Source organism: Bythopirellula sp., assembly GCF_041737835.1.
In the GTDB taxonomy this organism is placed as follows: domain Bacteria; phylum Planctomycetota; class Planctomycetia; order Pirellulales; family Lacipirellulaceae; genus Bythopirellula.
In genome coordinates this window covers 288,962-309,636 of the sequence record NZ_JBGSQY010000031.1, presented here as the reverse complement: position 1 = coordinate 309,636, position 20,675 = coordinate 288,962, and the positions used below count along the sequence as shown (strand labels likewise).

Below are 20,675 nucleotides of genomic sequence, written 5' to 3'. Positions count from 1 at the left end.
GGTGCCGATCCGCATCTACGACCAATTGACCTGGTCGGTGAGGGTCAATTCGCGGCACGAGTCAACCTGCTCACTGACGATTGACCAACAGGCTCTCGGCAGCCGTACCCATTCGCCTCTCAAGGCAGATGACAATTTGGTTCTTCGCGCTGCACGACTTTTGGCGGAAATGGCTGGTGTCCAGCCCCATGGCCATTTTCACCTCGTCAAGCGCATCCCCACCGAGGCCGGTTTGGGAGGTGGCAGTAGTGATGCCGCCGCGACATTGGTCCTGGCCAATCAAGCTTGGCATCTGGGTCTCACACATTCCAAACTTATCGATCTGGCTGTCAAATTGGGGAGCGACGTGCCTTGTTTTTTAGAAGGTGGTTTCGTCGGCGGAGGTTTCGCAATTTGCCGCGGTCGCGGTGAAAGAGTTGCAGCGATCGAGGGAATGCCGCATTTACATTTTGTTTTGGTCAAGCCAGTTCGCGGCTTGTCTACGCCGTGTGTCTTCGCGGAATTGGGTGAACGAGAACGGCCCTCTCCCGCCCGATCCCAAGCTTCCGCAACCCGCGTGCGGGAATTGATCGCGACGCTCCAGCGGGGAGCCATTGGTGGGGCAGGTGAACTGATGACTAATCGGCTCGATGCGGCCGCAGCCCGCCTCGCGCCAGAGATCCTACGGATCAAAGCGGCATTGTCTCGGGCGGGCTGCCTCGGACAATTTATGACGGGCAGCGGTTCCACGTTGGTGGGAATCGCCCGCTCGGCAATTCATGCACGACGGTTGGCTCGTAAGCTTTCCGCGCAATATTTGGGGACTGTGCTGGCAACTTCCAGCGGCTGGTAAGGCGTTTCACCTCGCAAGGAGACTTACCGTGGATATTACCGAGGTGCGAATCAAACTCATGGAAGATCCGGGCGAACGTCTCAAGGCGTTTTGCTCGATCACCTTTGACAATTGCTTCGTGGTCCGCGATTTGAAAATCATCGACGGATCGAACGGGCCCTTTGTCGCCATGCCAAGCCGCAAACTCACGGCCCATTGCGGCCGGTGCGGGATGAAAAACCACCTGCGCGCGCAGTATTGCAACCAATGCGGCGCGGGGCTTTCGCAAGATCGCATGCCGCTCGATGCCGATGGCCGGGCGAAACTCTATGCCGACATTGCCCACCCGATCAATTCGCATTGCCGCGAAATGATTCAGGACCATGTGATTAACGAATACTACGACGAAATCGAGCGTTCCAAGGTCCCCGGCTATATCTCGCGTTACGACGACGTGGACATCGATTTTCAAGACGATTCCAACGACGCGATTCCGGCTCGCGGCCGAGTCGACCGCGCCCACGGCCGGCCTGCTCCGCACGATTCCCACGGCAAGACGCACCCCCGCACCGCACCACCACGCGAAAAGGGCGACTCATTCGGAACGGGCATCTTTTAGCTTAGCAACTCAACGCCCAGGGACTGTGCTCCCCCGGTGCTAGCACGTGTGCCACTGCTGGATCGCCCAGCAGTGTTACATGGATATTTCATTAGCGCTGATCAGCGTCCATGAGCGGTTCACTCGCTTTTCCCTCTTGAACCATTCCGCCAAAATTCCGTTTGGCGTGCGCTAGCATTCCTGCTTTAGTAGCCGGCATATCTTGCCGATACATTACCCTGTCGCCATATTACCCAGAATCGCCAAGCTACTGAAGAGTTACATTTATCCAATCATTCCGCCCTTCATTGGAGGTGAACAAACTCAAATGCTGGAGCGCCACGAACGCATTCAAAACTTTGAGCAAATTCGCTGTTACGTCCTCGAAACCTTAAGCCAACTGGAATTATTAAAAACCGACTGCTGCCAACTGATTGTCAGATTGCTCACGAGAGCCGGCCGACCCTGCGGGGTGTACTTTTGCCTCTACGGCCCGCGAGCAGTAAGACTTTCAGCGATCTGGGAAACAGATTCCAACTCGATTCTGTTTTACGGATCACGTGGCGAACGGGTGCAACGCACCAAACTGGTCGAAGCCCCCGAACTCCCCCACGAGATTAGTTAGCCGGAGTTGTCCCAACTCCGTTAACGACCGCTAGCAAACACAAGAAGTTATTGTCCGGGCCAACGCGAAACATGGGATTGAAACTTCGCGGCAACCCAATTACTATACATAAGTTCACATGACCCATCGCGGGAAAACAAGGAGGTCTCAAATGCTCGTACTCTCAAGAAAAGAAGCTCAGCGGATTCGTCTCGGAGATTCGATCGTCATCACAGTGGTCCGCATCGGCGGCGACAAGGTCCGCATCGGGATCGAAGCCCCCAAGGATATGCTGGTGTTGCGTGACGAGCTCGAGCCTTTTGAAAAAGGTCAGAACAACGTCCTGGAAATCGAAACCGATTTGGCCAACCTCCAAATCGCTGGCTAAGCCAGCAAAAATTAGCAGGCCCGCCGCAGCCTAGCACCCTCCCCCGTAATGCGGCCGCTCTTCGCAACTCTCTTCTTCAAAATTTGGCGACAGCAACAAAAAAAGGCCGCCGGACAACAGCCGGCGGCCTTCAAATGGATCTCAAATTCGCGTCGCTCAGTCACGCGGACGCACGGCACCGGTCAGACCGCTGTAGTCAGCCCGGTCATCGGTGTGCCACAAGGGATGGCCCGAGCGGATCCGCTCGGCCAACACTTCTAACTTCTCGCGGGAACCAGCGGGAGCTTGCGTGCTCTTGAACTGGTCGTCAACGCGGGGAGCAAAATCTTCGTCATGGCCATACTTGAGAATGGCTTCAAACACGTTCTTCAGTTTTGGGTCAGGCATGTTTCAGACTCCGTCAGCTGTAAAGTTGGTCTCCGGCGGGGCAAGCCACTCGAAGGAGCTTGAACGACCAACTCGGGTGAGGTGGATAAACTACCACGATGGATCAGCCGCGTGGTCTGCCGCCAGGCCCGATCCATTCGGCTCGCCGACAGCTTCTTGTTGCCGGCCATTTCGCTTTTGTTAACGTTCAAGTAAGAGATTATTGCTACAGGATTTACGATGTCAAGTTTTTTGTTAAGAGGGATTGACAATTCGCGCAACGAAATGTGCGCCGTTTGTGAAACTTTAACACGTGGGTCAGCGGGACCAGCTTTTTCCCGAGGATTAAGCCCCTGAAACGGTTTCTCACCCAAGCTTTCGACTCCGAAATCTTCTGTTGGACATTTCGTTTTGTAGGAATGAGAACACGCCACAAAATGACTAGAATCTAAGGTGCTAATAATAGCCCTAACCGACATTCGCGAAAGCAATTATGCCCTGGATCCAACGACAGCTCGAACTCAAGCCCCGCCCGCGTGGGTTTCATCTCATCACTCGCGAACTTCTCGAGGCCTTGCCCGAAATCGACGGCATTCAAACCGGCTTGTTGAATTTGTTTTTGCAACACACGTCGGCCTCGCTTTCGATCAACGAGAATGCCGATCCCGATGTGCCGCTCGATTTAGAAAGCAGCTTCAACGCGATCGCGCCGGAGTCGTTCCCCTACCAACACACCTGCGAAGGCCCCGACGACATGCCCGCGCATGTCAAGTCGTCGATGATCGGCTGCTCGCATTCCATCCCCATCTCCAACGGCCAACTCTGCCTCGGCACGTGGCAAGGCATCTATCTCTGCGAACACCGCAACCACGGCGGCCGCAGAAAAGTCATCGCCACCATCCACGGCGAAGCCGGCGAGCGGGGGACGTAAGTCCCCTGCAAGGTTTCACACAAGTTAAGACTTATTTCCCTTCACACAAACAATTTCAAAACAAAGCCATGCTACGCACCCTCCTACTGACCTTCGCATTACTTATCTCCAACAACCTCACCGCCGCTCCACCAGCGGAGGCTGCGCCCATAGAATGGGAAACGACCGCCGAGGGCGAAACCGCCTTCGTGCCGATGAAGTCCGCTCCCTATCCCCATCCGACCCGCGCCGAGGGACACACTTACGACAAAGTCACGTATCCCGCCGATCCGCATTACTCCGATAGCACCGTGGGATTGTTCGTGCCGCGCGACTTTCGCCGTACGCCGAAAGCCAATCTGCTCGTCTATCTCCACGGCTGGAATAACAACGTCCGCAATGCGCTGACCAAGCAAAAACTCCGCGAGCAGATTGTCGCCAGCGGCCAAAACATCATCCTGGTCTTTCCCCAAGGTCCGCGCGATGCGCCCGATTCCTCCTGCGGCAAGCTCGAAGACACCGACGGCCTCAAGCATCTGGTCGAGGAAGCGCTCGCCACGCTGCATCAGGAAGGGAAAATCGACGAACCCCAACTCGGCCAACTCCTGCTCGCCGGCAGTAGTGGCGCCTACCGAGCAATAGCTTGCTCAGCCGATCATGGCGGGCTCGAACAGCAAATCGCGGGCATCGGCCTCTTGGACTCGAGCTACGGCAATCTCGACATGTTCGTGGACTGGGTCAAAAAGAATCCCGAGGGAAAACTCTTCAGCATCTTCACCGACCATCTGTCGAAAGAGAACGTCTACTTATTCACGCACATACAAAAGCTGGATTCTGCGAGCAAGATGCTGATCGACACCGACGTCACCGACGAACAACTCGCCAACGCGCGCACGCTATTTCTGCATACCGAAACGCTCACTCACGGGCAGACGGTAGGTTGGCTGGAAAGGTGGTTGAGGACGAGAGGCTTGGAGTAATAGCTGGACAGTTATAAGTATTCCAACTGATTTCTCATTTCGTCAGGCTCAAGCAGTTCCCAAATGAGTTCCAGTCCTCGAATCACTTGGCCAATATGAGAATTGCCTTGAAAGCGATATGCGATTCCATAGTGATTTGCTCCTCGACAACTTATCGCCAGGAAGTCGGAATCAAAAGTCACCAGCGTTCGTGCCTCCCGAATCGCATGAGCAAGTTGTTCAGAGTCAGCAGCACCGAGCAGTTGAGTCTCGACGGTCGTTGTGACATCAATGCCGCGCCGCCGCAAGCCATCGGCAATCGCGGGATCAACATGCTCGTCAAGATGAAACCGAATCGTCCGCGACATTCAAATGGCCGATGCTTTTAAGTTTCTCTGCCACGAGTGAGGGCGCGGATCGTTTTTGCTCTTCGTAGCTTAAACGGTCTGCTTGCAACTCTGCGAGCATCGTGTCGCGATGGCTCCAGAAATAACTCAGAGCCGCGTACACATCGGCCATCGAAAGCTGCGGATACGAAGTCACAATTTCATCGGCGCTTTTGCCTTCCACTTCGTGCCACCAATAGATGTCCTGCACGCGAATGCGCGAACCTGCGATGCGTGGCTTTCCCCGGCACGTATCAGCCGTCAGCACGATACGTTCTGTTTCGGTGTGATCCGTCAGTCCTGAGTTTGAGAGATCGGTAGCCATACGTATATTCTACCACGAAATCCATTTAAGAGAATTCCAGCCAACTGAAGCTCTTGCCGTCTCGGCTCACAATAATCCAGCATCGCCGCGGGCTACTTTTCGTAAGGAATTGTGGCATTGGGGCTAAATTGTGTTCATACTTAGCAGACATAATTTTACACCAATGGTTCACGCGTAATGTCAAATTTACTATCCGAAGATGGCACCCAAAGCCCTGGCCCTCAGCAAGATCGCGAAAGGCAGGAAGAAAATGGGGAATACGCTTGGCTTGGTGCCGACGCTATTTGTCAGTTCTTTGCACGAAAACGGAAAAAGTGCCAATCCAATGAAAACGTAAGCGGTCGCGTCAGCAATGCCATCCTTAATGGCAGTAAATTTCTTCTCCTTTGCATTCTCGCTGCCGTAGCAATTTGGGCGATTTCTCGCCCCGGATGGATAGATAGTTCCGAAAAAATAGTAGCCTTGTTTACAGCGGCTTTGTTTGTAGTTGCTGGCCTGCAATGGTGGATTACGGGTCGCCAAGTCCAACAAACAGAGCAAACTCTTGAATTAATGCGTAATGGGCAAAGGCCGTGGGTGGCGATAGTCAATCCGTTCCTCAAAAAAAGTGGCGTTACCAACCGGCCCGATTTGTCTTTCAGATTCGAGAATACTGGTCCCAGCCCCGGTGTTGTCCTTGGAATTAGTCTGATTATGTTCCGCACCCGGAACATTCATGCCAAAGAGCAATGGGAAGAAGTTGCGGAGGTCCAAGGCGAATTCCAACGGGCCGTAAGCGTGGTTCCACCAAACGCAGGGTGCGATCACACACACGTTCAGATTGACCTTACTGAGTATGACTATGAAACCATGTCCGAAGAAGATGGGTGGGTCTGTATTGTGGGATCGTTCGCATATTTGGGGCCGGGAAGTGATAGCCTCTACCGAACCGGCTTCGCCTTTGCGTTCCGTTCCGATGGCAAACTGAGAGTAGTTGGCACATATCAGAACAACTACATGAAGTAATGCGGTTAGCAAACAGACCACCGCTTTTCGCCGTCTTGCTCTCGGGTAGCCAAGTCAAAATTACCCGCCATGCCAGCCAATCAATCCCTCTGTTGAGAAATCGACTTCCTGTCTCCGCGTCCTCTGCGTCTCCGCGTGAACAAAATCCCCACCGGCCAAAAATCGCGCAAGAAATGGCCGCGCGGATGGGGTAAAATCGAGGGAAAGCTATTCGTCATGAAAACTTTCGTGCCCACATGGCGAGACGTTCTTTGATAATTTGGAAAAGAGGCGAGAGGCCGGAGGTCAGAGGCCAGTTTCTCATTGGTCATTCGGTCATTGGGCCTTGGTCATTGAGCCTGCGCGGGGATGACATTGAGCTGCGCTAGCGGTACGCGCTTTCGTTCCACTCAGTGTCCCATAGTCGACGGTCCATAGTCCCACCGTCCATAGTCCGACAGTCCTCTTTTTCTTGGCCCCTTCGGCAAAGCTTGGCAGCTTGGGCAAAAAGTCGAGAAATCGTTGGCCGCTTCGAGAAAACCGCTCGGCAAGTTGATCAAACCGCAGGCACTGTCGGTATTTTTGGGGCTAATTAAATTTCATCGCCTTGAGAATTATTGGCCCTTCTGCTGTCCTATCGCACGAGACATCATGGCGGTTGATCCAAACGCGAGTAATAAGAATAGGATAGGAATCAGCAAGGAAAACACCTTGGGTGTCTCGCCCGATCCAGTAGGCAAAAGATTCGCTACCGGGTGGAGTAGGGCTGCCACGACCCAGAACAGCACGTTCACGACGAGGACACTAGTCTTGGATGTAGCCATAAAAGGTTCCTTTCCGCGCACCATTGGGTGGGCAGGTTAGTTGTTACTCACTTCCCGTAGCAAATCTTGCACGGTCCACTGCCGATCAGCAATCCCCGCTGCCATCGTTGGGGTCTGCTTGATTGTCTCATGGCGACGGCAGAAATTATAGAAGCAAAAATAAATCGCCTGCATGGCTTCGTGATGGGCTACGCTCTTGGAATGAGCAGCCGTCGCAGGCATGACAAAGTTGCAAAAGTTGAACAAGATGACAAAGTTCGATTGCGTCTGCTTGGCAACATTTAAGAGGGCGCAAACCAAGCAAACCTCGCCAAGCTGGCAAACCTGAAAAGCATGTAGGCCTGAACAAGCCGTGCGCAGTTCCGGCAAGAAGTACAACACGCTGTGAATTGCCGGAACTGCGCGGAGCTTGTTCCGGCCTACACTGAATTCCCGCCCCCACCTCCGTGAGGCTGGCTCTGCGCGGGAATCACGGACTGACCGTGCAACACCTACGCGCGGTCTACGAACCCGTGGACATGCACGTCGCCGTCGAGCACGTTGATTTCCACGTCGACGATCCGTTGGGCGGCCATCATGTCAGCTAAACCTTCACCGGCGAGCGCCGAAGGAGCGTCCTTGCCGCCAGCCAATTTGGGAGCAATAAACGCATGGACTTCATCGATCGCATGAATGTCGGCAAACGCCCCTAACACGAGCGCGCCCCCTTCGACCATCACGTTCGTCATCTGCCGCGAACCGAGTTCTTCGAGCAGCCGCACGAGTTGTTCTTGCCAAGGGACGGTGGGGAGTTTGAAGATTTCCACGCCCAATTGTTCAAGTTTATTGATCCGTTCCACGGGAGCCGTTTCCTTGGTCACGATCAAGAGCGGCGCTTGGTCGATGGTTCGCACCAACTGGCTTTCGAGCGAAATCGAAGCCTCGGAATCAAGCACGATCCGTGTCGCCACGCGCGGGCCGGTAGGCCGGGCGGTCAGCAGCGGATCGTCCCGTTCCGCGGTCAAGCGGCCGACGAGAATCGCGTCGACTTGCCCGCGGACTTTGTGGACGAGCGCGCGGCTGGCTTCGCTGGAAATCCATTGGCTCTTGCCGGTGTGGGTCGCGATCTTGCCGTCGAGCGTCATCGCCCACTTGGCGATCACCCAAGGTTGGCGCTGCGTGATCAACTTGCGAAAGGGGGCAATCAGCTTGTTCGCCGCCTGTTGGTCGGGCAGCACCTCGACGGCGATGCCCGCTTCACGCAGCTTCGCAGCGCCTTGCCCAGCGACTTGCGGATTGGGATCCTCGCAGCCAACAAACACCCGCGCGATGCCCGCTTGAATCAATGCCTCGGTACAGGGCGGTGTCTTGCCGTGGTGGCAACAAGGTTCGAGCGTCACATAGAGATCGGCCCCGCGAGCTCGTTCGCCAGCTTGCGCGAGCGCATTGATCTCGGCATGCGGTCCGCCAAATTGATGATGCCAACCTTCGCCCACGACATGGTCATCGCGAACGATCACACAACCAACTAGCGGATTCGGCTCGACGCACCCCCGCCCCGCCTCGGCAAGGCCAATCGCATGTGCCAAAAACTGTTGATGGTTTGCGTATGCCATAAGAGAGAAACCACGAATTCGGTTTATTCGTGGTTCACAGATCCTTTACGGTGTCCAGATCGCGGATTTGCCTTGCGGTGCTGCTGTGGCATCTTCGCTGCCAGGCGTCCACAATCCACTGCGGCTCGCGGGAGCATCTGTCCGATTGGCAGGCATGGCGAGTGGCGTGGGCGAGCCAACACCGCCACGTGGCGAGATCAACCCCGCGGCATACAACAAACGATACGTTGCTTCGGCCACACCTGGCTCGTTGATGTGATTCATGCGAATCTCATCGAGCAGATTTTGAGCGAGTGGTGAATCGCCGCGCTGGATCGCAATCTCCAAGGCCATCAAGACCCACTCGGCAACCGAACGATTGTTGGCGTGCGACCACTGACGTGCTTTCTCAACCCATTCTTGCGCCTTCGCCAAATCGGGTTCAATTCTCGCGAGCTGACGAAACGCCGAGCTCAGATCGGTTTTCTCCTCGTGAGTCGGACGCGACACCAATTCCCCGGCGACGACAAGCGTGGCCAGGTTCGCACCCAACATGGTCGAGCGCTCGATCAGCTTCATCAGTTGAGCATCACTCAATTTGCTCAGGTTCAAATGCGGCACGCGAACTATCGAAATCTGCGCGACGTCGACGTCCGCGGGATCGATCACTTCGGCCGGAGGCAAACCCAAGACTCCGCGCACGCGGTCGAACAATTCCAGCTCGCTCGGTTCACCGGCCGCTTGTTCGATGATCAACGCGCTGGCCAGCAACGGGATTCGCAAGTCGGCGTCTCCCGCCGCTTCCTTTGGACTCTTGCCGTTGAGAGCCGCGCGAGGGCTGGCCGTCCAGCGTTCCATGATCGCGCTGCGGCGTTCTTCGGCCACGAAGCGGCGGCGCTGTTCGATGGGCGTTCCCGGTGGCAATCGCCACCGCCAACTCAGCGAATCTTCGCTTACCGATTTTTCCGCGACGACTTCTTCTTCCAAAATCTCGCCGAGTGTTTCGCCCGCAATTTCAACGAGCAACTTTTTGACGTCTTCAAACTCGGCCGTGCGGTCAGTGGTGAGTTCAAGCTGCGCACCACGATCGGTGCGCTTGCCATAGAAACTCAAGAAACCCAACACGCTGGGGATTTCGTCGCGTTTGAGATCGGGATTCGCCGGAGGCGTGACCTTATCGAGCAAGATGTGCGTGCTCCGCGGACGCACGGCATCTTCTTCCAACTTCGTCGGATCGAGCGGATACTCTTCGATACGTTTGTCGCTGGAAAGTTTTTCGGCGAGTGCGTCCTCATCTTTCACAGCGTAGGCCAATCGCACGGTTTCGAGCACCGGATCAATGAGCTTGGGATTCACAAGCTGAGCCAACGCTTCGGCTTCCACAGACTGATGCTCGGGCACATCCAGCCGCGCGAACTCATGCAACCCAGCGGCAAAGCGTTCAACATCGCCCAACCAACCGCGCACCAGCGCGAGGTTATAAACAATCGCCGGTTCGGGACCGACTTTATCGCGCAGCGACGCGAAAATTCCTTCGGCCGCGCGCCATTGCCCACGGCCCGAAGCCTTGAGCGCGGGGTCGAACTCCACCTTCCATGCTGCATCAGAGGGAGCATCGTGCAGCAACAAGTATTCCCGCATCAACAAAGGCAAGCCAGCTTGCAGGTTCATCCGCAGCAGCAACTCAAGCGCGAGATTGTCACCTTCGGGAGCAATCCCCGCATAAAGCAGCAAGTGCCCACGGGCAGCCACCAACTCGCCTTCGATCAACAACGCGTGCCCCACCGAGCCGATCGCCTCGAACACCCGCAACGGCATGTCGTCATTCAAAAGTTCCAGGGCATCCTGCAAAGGACCAATCGCGGCCATCCCCTCACCGGTCGCGGCGAGCAGAACAGCTCGCTGCGCGTGGGCGGCAGGGTTCTTGGGTTGCTTCGCCAAATAGTGATTGATCGTTTTCTCTGCGGCGTCGAACTCATGCATCGACAGCTGCAGATTGGCTTGCAGATCAAGCAGCGACGCGCGGTCAGGCTGCTTTTCGAGCAAGGCCTCAATATGCTTCAGGGCGGCATGGGGCTGCTCGCCGGCGATCATCTTCTGGACTTTTTCAATATCCGGTGCGAGGTCGCTGCAACAAAACTTGAGCTTCTTACCGCTGCCGCAGGGACACGGGGCGTAAGGATCGAGGGCCATGAGAGTCCGCCTGTCGAATGTGTTACAAAGGGCAATTTAACAGCCTGAATCGTAACACAATCCCAGGGCAGGGGGGAACCTGCGTCTAAGCCGCGTGGAGTGGTGACTAGCTGGCTAGCTTCGCCGATTTTTCGGCGATTAAAGCCAGCAGCGCCTTTTGCGGATCGGCAAACTTTTGAATCCCTTCGCTCATCAGGGTTTCTTCCAATTTTTTCATGTCGACAGCGGTAGAAATCTCGTTCATCACCTCCGCCGGAGGAAAGACATCCACGGTCCGCTTGAATTCGACATCACTCTTGGCCACGGCTTCGTTCGTTGCCGGAGGATTGGTTTGAATGTCGCTCCCCGCAAGTGCGATCACATACTTCCAGGGGGGATCGCTGGCGCTTTTCGTGCCGGTGCTGGCAAAGACGATTTCTTGCTTGAGCGGCGTCGGGTGCTCGGCCCAGAACTGTTGATTGGCTTTCCAAAGTTGCTTGGCATTGAGAATGCCAACTTGCCCTTGCGCTGCACTCGACAATCCGGGGACGTGCTTCTGTGTGTAGACATCCACCCGTGAAACAAAGATGCTGTAGACGCTCTTGAAGTGGTCCAACGAATCGAGCTTCTGTGCCCCTTGCCAGATCGCGTCGCGAGCCTCTTCGTATTGCCGCATCGAAAAGATCAGCGTCACATTGAGGGGAATTCCTCGTGCAGCCAGTTCAGGTAGTGCCGCCAAGCCCGCCGGGGTCGCCGGCACTTTGATCATGCGATTCTTGTGGCCGCGTGACCATTTAGTTCCCTCGGACACATAGCGAGCCACTCGCTCAACGTGCGGCATATCAGCCGTGGGATCTTCCAGCAGCGGATCGACTTCAAAACTCACATAGCCGTCATCACCAGCGGTTCGTTCCCAAACGGGTAGGAACTTTTGCTGCGCCGCGCCCACGACTTGATCGGTTAACGCCCACGCGGCAGCTTGTGCCGTGCTCCCCGGTTGCTTGGTGAGTTCGGCCAGTTGGGCATCAAAGCGCCCTGTTTTCACGAGGTCGCTAATGATGATGGGATTGGAGGTGGCTCCAGTCGCGCCGAATGCCAAGTTCTCGATAATCAGGTCCGGATCAACCGAGTCGAGCCACAGTTTCGTACCACACTGAACCAAGGATGCGAGTGAAGAAGCCATGCTTCGACAATCTCCATTTTAAAGAGTAATGCGTGCTAGCGGTGCAGATGCTAATCGTCGCCGTCATTCTAACAATTCCTGCTTCGTTAGGCTGCTAGCGGATGCGACTCGCTAGTTTAGCAAAACTGCGAGGCTTAACGACCGCTTTTCTGAATAGGAGACTTCTGACGATTTTTCCGATTTTGAGGGTTATTCCTGCATCCCCGCGGCCCGGAAGTCGATGATTTCCCTGTCCGAGAATACTGACGCGCCCGGTGCGCTACGTTGAGCATTTTGTTCGTGTGGGAGGTTTCTCCAGTGAAAAAGTTCGTTGTGATCCTGATGATGGTGGGACTGGTGGTTTCCAGTCGAGGGGCAACCGCGCAGGACCTATTCGAGTCTCAGACTTTGGGCGAATTGCCGCCTCAAATGATGATGCCCGACCCTGCCGAACCAATGTCGATTTCCTCAAGCAAGCTCGAGTTGCCGAGCGAAAGCCTTGAGCCGGTGCCGATGCAGGAACCGCTCTCATTGCCGTCCACGAGTTCCGACGATTCCGCGCCCTCCTGGGATTATTTCACCGGCCAAGATTTGCAGCTTTTCAGCTGCCAACCGGCAATCTTGGAAAGCTCGGGGACTTGGTTGCGACGCGGCTTTTGGTCTGCAGAGGTCGACGCCGTTATTATGAACCGAACATTTGCTCGCGATCCGATTTTGCTTGTTTCGGACGATACAGCAAATCTCAATACGTTGGGCATTCGCGGCGATATCCCCGGTGCCGAAGGAACTCCACGCCTCACGCTTAGTCGCTTTCTCTTCCGTGATGATGCCAACCGCGATCACAACCTTGAGTTTGTGGCTTGGGGCGGCGGGAACTGGAGCCAACAGGGCCAGTTGACCGGCGCAGATCTTAGTGTTCCCATCCAAATCGATGGATTCAATCCTTCATTCGATGGGGCGCAATCTACAAATTACAAGTATGACAGCTGGTTCAATAACTTTGAATTGAACTATCACGTCAAGCAACGCATGCTCAAAGATCGCATGGAACTTGAACCGAGCGGGCACTGGGTACGCCGAGCCAACCCGACACGATCCAACGCTTTCTTGGCTGGCCTTCGGTTGTTCAACTTGAGCGAACAGCTTTACTGGAACGCCTTTGGCATCCCGGACGGAGATGATGACGACGTCACCGAAACCGGCAACTACTACGTCAACACCAACAATTTGCTAATCGGCACTCAACTTGGTGCCAGCAGCACTTACGAAACAGCCCGGTGGAGTGGAGGAGTATGGTGTAAGGGAGGCATGTATCTCAATATTATGGACCTTCAATCGGACTTCGCCGTGACGGGTAACGTGACATCAGGAAGTGCCGACCTGCAAGGCGATAATATTGCGTTCATCGGACAAGCGGGCGTGCTTGGCAAGTATCATATTCGCCCCAACTTGTCATTGCGAGTCGGTTTGGAAGCCATGCTGATCAACCATCTGGCCGTTGCTCCAAAACAACTCGACTTCGTCCCGAGCGGCAACACCACGATCTCAAGTGGTAGCGACAACTATTACCTGGGTGGAAGCCTTGGCTTCGAGAGCTATTGGTAGACCGCAAAACGAACGGGGTGTCCGCGGCCAACCCATTGGCCCGTTCAACAATTCATGCTTCTTCGTGACGGATTACGAAAGACGAGAACCTAGCTCAGTGACAGCTCCTCAAAACACATCGCGAACTACCTTTTTGGCGCGAAATACGTTCGGCCTGCCCAACTATTTGGTGTTGGCGCTGGCGGCCGCGTTCCTGATCGCCCTGATTCCCGTGGGGGCGAGGCGTGCGATTCAATCAAACGCCAATCGCGTTGAGGACTGGCTACCTAACACATCTTCTGAATCCTCCAATCTCCGGTGGTTTCGTGACCATTTCACGGGAGAGCAGTTCGCACTCGTAAGCTGGGACGGTTGCACCCTCGCCAACACCGAAAAACTCGATCAACTCTCTCGCAAACTTGCGCCCAGTCAGGACGCTATTTCGAATGCGGCTGAGAATTCCGACCTTCGTCAACGAGCACGTTGGTACAACCAGGTCGTCTCGGGACCTAGCGTTCTTGCGCAACTCACTGCTGCTCCACTTAGTTTGAGCTATGCCGAAGCTTCATCCCGATTGGAAGGAGCGTTGGTTGGGCCCGTGCGACGCGATGCCCAAGGCCGCTCGCTGGGAGATCACACCCGCACGACTTGCTTGGTAGTGTATCTCACTGCCGAAGCAACCAAAGACAACAAAACGTTGCGGCAAGCTGTCGAGAAAATTACCGACATTGCCGCCAACGAATGTGCTATTCCCCGTGAAACGATTCACATGGGCGGACCGCCCGTCGAAAATATTGCCATCGACTTCGAAGCCACACACACCATTGTGCAGCTTTCCAGCTGTGCCGGTTTATTCGGCTTTGGCCTAGCCTTCATCTGTTTCCGCAGCTTCAAGATCGCCGCTCTTGTCTTTGCCATCGGCGTTCTGAGCGCCGGCTTAAGTCTGGCCATTGTGTTTTATTTCGGAGTTGCGGAGATCGCACTACTGAGCTTGAGTGAGCCTCATCTTGGTAAGGTCGATGCGATTCTAATGTCGATGCCCGCCGTGGTTTACGTCCTCGGATTGGCCGGCGCGATTCATTTCATCAATTATTATCTCGATGCTCGCCGTGAACAGGGAACGACTGCCGCGGTGGAAACAGCCGTTCGCAGTTGTTGGTGGCCCAGTATATTGGCGTCCTTGGCGACTGCCTTAGGATTGAGCACCCTCCTTGCCAGCGACATCTTGCCAATTCAGAAATTCGGCCTGTTTACAACTGTCGCCGTGTTGGCGATGGTTCTAGTCCTGTTCTCGATCTTACCGGTGGTTCTCTATCGCTTTCCGCTCGACGATCGCAAAATCCAACGCTCCAGCAGCACGAACCTGCCTGATTGGCTGCTCGATCTGTTCGGCTTTGTCGTCGGACGGCACGCCCTTGTTAGCGTCATTTGTGTGATCGTGACGGCTATCTTTGCGCTTGGCTTAACGCGAATTGGCACTTCGGTGCAGCTATTGAAACTCTTCAGCCCGAAGACGGACATCATTCAAGACTACGCCTGGCTGGAAGAAAACTTGGGTAATCTCGTTCCCATGGAAGTCGTGGTGACCGTACCGCCCGAGAAAATTCGCAACGCTGATGTCCATGCCGAACAAGACGGCAAACAATATCGGATGACGATGCTCGAACGGCTCGAAATGATCCGCGAAATCCAATTCCGCGTCGAAGCCCTTCCGGAAGTCAGCCGCGCCATGTCGGCCGCGACGTTTGCTCCGACCAATACTGATACAGGAATCAGCATAGCTGCGGATCGCAGCAACGATTATTCGATCAATAAAGGCATCGAAGAGCAAAGTGCCCTGCTGTTGACCGGCGATTACTTGCGCAAAGAGAGGCTCACCGACGCTTATTCCGAAACCGGCCGCGAATTGTGGCGCGTGAGCGCACGCGTGGAAGCTTTGGCTAATCCCAAGGGGCGCGTTAAGGAAATTGACTACGGCCAATTCGTGGAAGAATTGAAATCGGCCGTCGATCCGGTGCTCGTTGCTTATCAGCAACGGGATATCATAGTCGAGCAATTGCACAAGCAGGGCAAAAAACTCGACGGGGCGCAGATTTGCATTCTCTACCGCACACCCGATGCTGCTCCGGAACCCATTCTCAACAGCCAAGAATCGGTGCTTGCGAATTTGCTACTCAAAAGCGGCGTGCGGCCCAGGACTTTGCCTGATGGGCAGCGCTTGCGCGGCGTGACGTTCTTTAATCTGACTCCGTTTGATACGCAGATGGAAGAACCTCATTACCTTGACAAAGCCGTGGAAGCCTTGGGTGCTCAGGATGCCCTGATTCTCGTGTCGGCGGAAAGTGACCCCACCGCCAAAAAACTCGCTGACGGTGGCTTCAACATGATTGACGTCACCAACGTGGAGGTCAGCAATTTGTCTGCGGCTGTCGACGTGCAAAAATCCGTCGAACCGCGGCCGATTGGTTCGGTTTACACGGGCGTTGTGCCGGTTGTTTACAAAACTCAGCGGCAATTGCTGCAAACACTCAACTACAGTGTCTTCTGGGCCTCGGTTGGCGTGACGGGCGTGATGATCATCATCCTCCGCAGCGCTGTGGCAGGTCTCACGGCGATGATTCCTAACATGTTCCCGTTCGTGGTGATCTTCGGAACTTTGGGTTGGCTCGGCATCAAAGTCGACATCGGCATCATGTTGAGTGCGAGCATCGCACTGGCGCTGGCCTTGTCTCACACGATTCATTATTTAACTTGGTTCCGTCGCGGTACTACCTTGGGTCTCAATCGCATTGAGGCCGTCATGTTTGCCTACTATCGTTGTGCTCCGGCCATGTTGCAGACTGCGATCATCGGTGGCCTTGGATTGTCCGTGTTCGGCCTGAGCGGCTTCACGCCGACGCAGCAGTTCGGCTTCTTAATGGTCGGCACATTGGCGGTGGCTTTGGTGGGTGATCTCATTCTGTTGCCCGCTTTGTTGGCGGGTCCGCTTGGTTACTATTTTGGTGGCAAGGGATCCGTGACCGACACGGCTGCCTTGGCTGTGCCTGGTGCTTTCGCCGAGGCTACCAAACGAGTCCTGAAAAAGCTCCGGTTTTCCACCGAATCCGATCTGCCGTCGATTTCTGAAACGGCCACTCCCGTGTTCGTCGATGTCCCTGCTGAACCTGCCCCCACGGCAGCGTTTGCAGCACGCATGGCACCTGCAACGGAGCAACGGACCGACGTCATCGACGGTGCGCACGCCGATTTGCACGCCCGTCTGCGTAATCTCCGCCGCGAAACCTCTCCCCGTCGGCACCCTTCATAATCTCGTAGAACACTGATACGATACGAACAGCATTTGTTCGCACCGTGTTCTTTGAGGCTGAGTCGTGTCGCTCCGCAATCTGCTTTTGTTTCTGACGATCGCGATCGTCTCCTATGCTTGCTACGTGCGGGCCGAACAAAACCCGTTCGCCCGTTATGTGTCGTCCAGTTATTCGGTCATCGACCGCTGGTCGTTGGTGAATCCTCCCGATCAGGAGCTCTTCGACGGCGCCCTGAACGGCATGGTCGAAGTGCTCAACAAACGGGGTGACGAGCATTCGATGTTCGTCGACGAAACCGACCGCGATCTGTTTCAGGAAGATCTCATCCAAGAATTTGGCGGCATCGGAGTTCGCATCTTGCAATTGGGCGACCCGCCGCAGCTCACTATCGTTGGTCCTCCTGAGCCGGGCACTCCCGCGTTCAACGCCGACATCCGCTCGGGCGATCTCGTCGTGGCCATCGACGGCAAGCTCACCGAAGGCCTTGAGATGCAAGAAGTGCTCGCACTGATGCGCGGCCCAATTGGTTCGGCAGTCATTCTCACGGTGATCCACCTCGACGAAGACGAACCGGTCGACATCGAAATCGTCCGCGACGTCATTACGGTCGAATCGATCCTCGGCGATTACCGCGATGAAAACAACAAGTGGCAATATCACCTCCTCAACGATACTCGTATCGGTTACATGCGGATCACCAAGTTCGGCGATAAGACCGAAGAGGAACTCACACGCCATTTAGCCGAACTCATGGCCGAAGGCGTTCAAGCCTTGATCTTGGACGTCCGCGACAATTACGGTGGCGCATTGGATGCAGCGGTGGGCATCAGCGATTTGTTTCTCCGTGCGGGACTTCCCATCGTGACCACGCGTGATCGCGATGAGCAGATTCGTGAACGGTATGTTTCAACTGGCCGCGGAGGATACCTTGATATTCCGCTAGCCGTGTTAATCAATCACAACAGCGCCAGCGCCAGCGAAATCGTCGCCGCGTGTTTGCAGGATTACAAACGCGCGGTCATCGTCGGCGAGCGCACTTATGGCAAAGGGACCGTCCAGCGGCTCATGCCGATTCAATCGGGTCGTAGTTTGTTGAAACTCACCTCAGCCACTTACTGGCGGCCAAGCGGCGACAACATTCACCGCATGCCCGGCGATACTGACGCCGATCCCTGGGGCGTGAAACCGGACGAAGGGTTCGACGTTCCCATGGACGACGAGCAGTATCTGCTATGGCGCAAGTATCGTTATCGCCGCGACTTGCTTGGACCGCGCCAGGAAGGTTCTCTCGCCGAGCAGTTCGACGAGCAGGACGGCAAACTGCCCGAGAATTTTACTGATGAAGCTCTTGAGCAGGCCGCTGGCTACTTGCAAAGTCAAATTGGTGAATAAGGACTTGATTTCTGACCTCCCTTCAACTTGGCAAACCTTGCCAAGTTGATTTCTGGTGGCGACCCTCCTATTTCTCGGGAAAAACGGCAAGACTTCCAACTTGTCCAACTTGGCAGACTTTTTTGCGCACTTTTGAAATGATTGTGTTTTTTCATCGTGTGTTTGCCATAAGACTGGACCTCCGGCATGGCCAGGACGGATAGTGTAAAGTCTCCGTCCCTCGAAATGGGTTGTGAAACTTGTAGGCCGGAACAAGTTCTTACGAAGTACCGGCAATGCTCATCGGAAAAATGTTTTGGCGTCCCCCCCTCTTCTTGCCGGAACTCGTGTTACTCGGTGCGGCCTCAAGACACTTCACTCTTCCGCGTTGCTTCGCATCACGTCGCGGCTAACAATAAGACCCCATTATCGTGATTCACAAACGGGATGCTACAACGATTTTTGGCCAGCGCGGGATTCAATATTTTCACGCTGAGACGCCGTGATCGCCGAGAAAAACCTCGAATTACATGAATAACGTTAACAAGAAAACCGACGCGGGATACTAATTAATGATGATCTTTAAATGTCCTGAACTCCTTAACACCCTAGGGATGGCAGCTATTGGGCAGTGGTAAGGTCATTTCGGCGGTCGACACGAGCGGAACTGGATATAAAAATCTTGTTTACAATTTGACTTGCAGGTCTGGCTCACACAAAATCAAGGGTCATCAAGCAACCGCACAAGCCAGAAATTCCTACTCATGAGTCATCCTCTTTGGCCGCAAAGTTTATTGACATGTTCACGCGCCACCGTATCGTGGTGTCTTCTTAGTGGCTTGTTCTTGGTCGTGCCGATGGGAGTGTTACCAGCCCGTGCGGTCACTCTTCAGGCCGAACTTGTAATTGGCACGGGGCTGAGTGCTCCCGTCTTTGGAGCCGCCCCGGCGGGAGAAACGGGCAAGCTCTACATTTCAGAGCAGAACAACGTAGCGATCAAGATTCTCGATCTCCAGACGAAGCAGCTCACCACATTCTTGGATTTGCCTAACATCACAGGGGGGCAAGCGGGGCTGTCGGCCTTTGCCTTTCATCCCGACTATGCTGTGAACGGTAAATTCTATCTCAATCTGTTCGACCTAGAGGACAGGCGGGTGAAGATCGTTGAATATCAACGTTCTATCGAGAATCCCTTAGTCGCTGATCCCAACTCACGGCGAGAAATTTATTCGTTTGATAATCCTTCCGGAAGCCATAACGGCGGTTGGCTCGGTTTTAGTCCCATTGATAACTATCTGTATATTGGCACGGGCGATGGCGGTGCGATCGGCGGACCTCTGGCCGGTTTGCCGGCTCAGGACCCCATCAGTCCGCAAGGCAAAATCGTGCGAATCAGTGTTGACGTGGATGATTATCCGTTTAATGACTTACAGAATCATGGGGTACCTGGCACAAATCCATTTGTGGTTAACGGCGTGATTCGAGATGCCTATGCGATGGGTTTGCGTCATCCTTATCGAGCTTCGTTCGATCGTTTGACGGGTGATCTTTATATCGGCGACGTAGGCGGGGTGCAGTATGAGGAGATCAATATCTTGCCAGCGAATTCCGGCGGAGGACAAAACTTTGGTTGGCGAACCAAGGAAGGACCGTTTGATCATCCCGCCTATCCTGACCCCATTCCCGAGGGCGCGATTGATCCGGTTTATTATTATCCCCGCGGCGATGGAGCAGCGGTTATCGGTGGCTATGTTTACCGCGGTTCGGCGATCCCGGGATTTCAGGGACATTATATTTTTACCGACGCTGTGACGGGGGCCTTCACCTCGTTTCGGTATGACGGAACGAATGTCGTCGATTTAATCGATCGCACTGCCGAATTGATCGACCCAGTCACGGGAGGTGAGTACAACTCGATTGTCTCTTTTGGTGAAGACTCCGAAGGGGAACTCTATTTTTTCGATCGCATTCGAGGCGATGTTTATAAGATCATCGCTGCTCCCATCGAGATCGTACCCGGCGACTTCGATCGTGACGGCGATGTCGACTCGGACGATCTGATTGTTTGGCAAGATAGCTACGGCCTTGATGATCGTGGCGATGCCGACGGAGACACGGACACCGATGGCCGTGATTTTTTAATTTGGCAGAGAAATTTTTCACAGGAGGCAGTGGCGACGGCCATAGCCATTCCTGAGCCGACTGCTATTGTTATCGCTATGAATTTTGTGGCCACATTCTGTATCAGGCGCAAAAGATAATTGCCTACTTGCGCACAACGGTTTCAATGATCCGTGGAAGAATAGAACGCGGATGAACACCGATGCAGTTGATTTGCGCAGATTTTTT

Annotated in this window: 18 protein-coding genes; 11 read left to right on the top strand and 7 right to left on the bottom strand. The window is 54.7% G+C overall.

From position 1 onward, the window contains the following. The 3 genes from AC6T8Q_RS10625 to AC6T8Q_RS10615 all read left to right on the top strand — a co-directional run. The coding region (locus AC6T8Q_RS10625; RefSeq protein ID WP_500679058.1) for a 4-(cytidine 5'-diphospho)-2-C-methyl-D-erythritol kinase at positions 1–832 on the top strand (832 nt) is incomplete at its 5' end. Between the two features lie 28 nt (positions 833–860). Further along, positions 861–1,430: a septation protein SpoVG family protein gene (locus AC6T8Q_RS10620; RefSeq protein ID WP_500679057.1), complete on the top strand. Its 570-nt coding sequence runs from the start codon at positions 861–863 to the stop codon at positions 1,428–1,430. Positions 1,431–2,185: 755 nt separating this feature from the next. Further along, positions 2,186–2,401: a carbon storage regulator gene (locus tag AC6T8Q_RS10615; protein WP_496919941.1), complete on the top strand. Its 216-nt coding sequence runs from the start codon at positions 2,186–2,188 to the stop codon at positions 2,399–2,401. A 156-nt stretch (positions 2,402–2,557) separates the two neighbouring features. Here AC6T8Q_RS10615 and AC6T8Q_RS10610 read toward each other — a convergent pair whose 3' ends face one another. Continuing rightward, positions 2,558–2,788, bottom strand: a complete 231-nt coding sequence (locus tag AC6T8Q_RS10610; RefSeq protein ID WP_496919942.1) for a hypothetical protein — start codon at positions 2,786–2,788, stop codon at positions 2,558–2,560. 472 nt (positions 2,789–3,260) lie between these two features. Between AC6T8Q_RS10610 and AC6T8Q_RS10605 the strand changes: the two genes are divergently transcribed. Both AC6T8Q_RS10605 and AC6T8Q_RS10600 read left to right on the top strand, forming a co-directional pair. After that, the gene (locus AC6T8Q_RS10605; protein WP_500679056.1) at positions 3,261–3,698 is read left to right on the top strand and encodes a secondary thiamine-phosphate synthase enzyme YjbQ; all 438 of its coding nucleotides are present in this window, start codon (positions 3,261–3,263) and stop codon (positions 3,696–3,698) included. A gap of 68 nt (positions 3,699–3,766) precedes the next feature. Next, complete coding sequence (locus tag AC6T8Q_RS10600; protein ID WP_500679055.1) at positions 3,767–4,657, top strand: alpha/beta hydrolase family protein; 891 nt, start codon at positions 3,767–3,769, stop codon at positions 4,655–4,657. A gap of 11 nt (positions 4,658–4,668) precedes the next feature. Here AC6T8Q_RS10600 and AC6T8Q_RS10595 read toward each other — a convergent pair whose 3' ends face one another. Then, complete coding sequence (locus tag AC6T8Q_RS10595; RefSeq protein ID WP_500679054.1) at positions 4,669–5,004, bottom strand: DUF5615 family PIN-like protein; 336 nt, start codon at positions 5,002–5,004, stop codon at positions 4,669–4,671. Further along, positions 4,976–5,347 carry a DUF433 domain-containing protein gene (locus AC6T8Q_RS10590; RefSeq protein WP_500679053.1) on the bottom strand — a complete coding sequence of 124 codons (372 nt, stop codon included), beginning with the start codon at positions 5,345–5,347 and terminating at the stop codon, positions 4,976–4,978. The genes AC6T8Q_RS10595 and AC6T8Q_RS10590 overlap by 29 nt, the downstream gene beginning before the upstream one ends. 177 nt (positions 5,348–5,524) lie before the next feature. On the opposite strand from AC6T8Q_RS10590, the gene AC6T8Q_RS10585 reads away from it, so the two are divergent. Beyond that, positions 5,525–6,352 carry a hypothetical protein gene (locus AC6T8Q_RS10585; RefSeq protein ID WP_500679052.1) on the top strand — a complete coding sequence of 276 codons (828 nt, stop codon included), beginning with the start codon at positions 5,525–5,527 and terminating at the stop codon, positions 6,350–6,352. A 593-nt stretch (positions 6,353–6,945) separates the two neighbouring features. Here AC6T8Q_RS10585 and AC6T8Q_RS10580 read toward each other — a convergent pair. Continuing rightward, positions 6,946–7,155, bottom strand: a complete 210-nt coding sequence (locus AC6T8Q_RS10580; protein WP_500679051.1) for a hypothetical protein — start codon at positions 7,153–7,155, stop codon at positions 6,946–6,948. Positions 7,156–7,284: 129 nt separating this feature from the next. Here AC6T8Q_RS10580 and AC6T8Q_RS10575 point away from each other — a divergent pair, with 129 nt between their 5' ends. Beyond that, entirely contained in the window at positions 7,285–7,440 is a 156-nt protein-coding gene (locus AC6T8Q_RS10575; RefSeq protein ID WP_500679050.1) for a hypothetical protein, read from the top strand. 206 nt (positions 7,441–7,646) lie between these two features. On the opposite strand, the gene ribD is transcribed toward AC6T8Q_RS10575, so the two are convergent. The 3 genes from ribD to AC6T8Q_RS10560 form a co-directional block, all read right to left on the bottom strand. Further along, the gene (gene ribD / locus AC6T8Q_RS10570; protein ID WP_500679049.1) at positions 7,647–8,750 is read right to left on the bottom strand and encodes a bifunctional diaminohydroxyphosphoribosylaminopyrimidine deaminase/5-amino-6-(5-phosphoribosylamino)uracil reductase RibD; all 1,104 of its coding nucleotides are present in this window, start codon (positions 8,748–8,750) and stop codon (positions 7,647–7,649) included. A 45-nt stretch (positions 8,751–8,795) separates the two neighbouring features. Then, on the bottom strand, positions 8,796–10,922 hold the full coding sequence (locus AC6T8Q_RS10565) for a YecA family protein (RefSeq protein WP_500679048.1): 2,127 nt from the start codon (positions 10,920–10,922) through the stop codon (positions 8,796–8,798). Positions 10,923–11,028: 106 nt separating this feature from the next. Continuing rightward, complete coding sequence (locus AC6T8Q_RS10560) at positions 11,029–12,084, bottom strand: transaldolase family protein (protein ID WP_500679047.1); 1,056 nt, start codon at positions 12,082–12,084, stop codon at positions 11,029–11,031. A gap of 297 nt (positions 12,085–12,381) precedes the next feature. Here AC6T8Q_RS10560 and AC6T8Q_RS10555 point away from each other — a divergent pair, with 297 nt between their 5' ends. The 4 genes from AC6T8Q_RS10555 (at position 12,382) to AC6T8Q_RS10540 (ending at position 20,587) form a co-directional block, all read left to right on the top strand. Next, positions 12,382–13,668, top strand: a complete 1,287-nt coding sequence (locus AC6T8Q_RS10555; protein ID WP_500679046.1) for a hypothetical protein — start codon at positions 12,382–12,384, stop codon at positions 13,666–13,668. A 133-nt stretch (positions 13,669–13,801) separates the two neighbouring features. After that, positions 13,802–16,954, top strand: coding sequence for an efflux RND transporter permease subunit (locus AC6T8Q_RS10550; protein WP_500679045.1), 3,153 nt, complete (start codon positions 13,802–13,804; stop codon positions 16,952–16,954). 64 nt (positions 16,955–17,018) lie between these two features. Further along, positions 17,019–18,347 (top strand): S41 family peptidase, encoded by a 1,329-nt coding sequence (locus tag AC6T8Q_RS10545; RefSeq protein ID WP_500679044.1) that lies wholly within the window; start codon positions 17,019–17,021, stop codon positions 18,345–18,347. A 743-nt stretch (positions 18,348–19,090) separates the two neighbouring features. Continuing rightward, positions 19,091–20,587 carry a PQQ-dependent sugar dehydrogenase gene (locus AC6T8Q_RS10540; protein WP_500679043.1) on the top strand — a complete coding sequence of 499 codons (1,497 nt, stop codon included), beginning with the start codon at positions 19,091–19,093 and terminating at the stop codon, positions 20,585–20,587. Positions 20,588–20,675 lie beyond the last annotated feature (88 nt).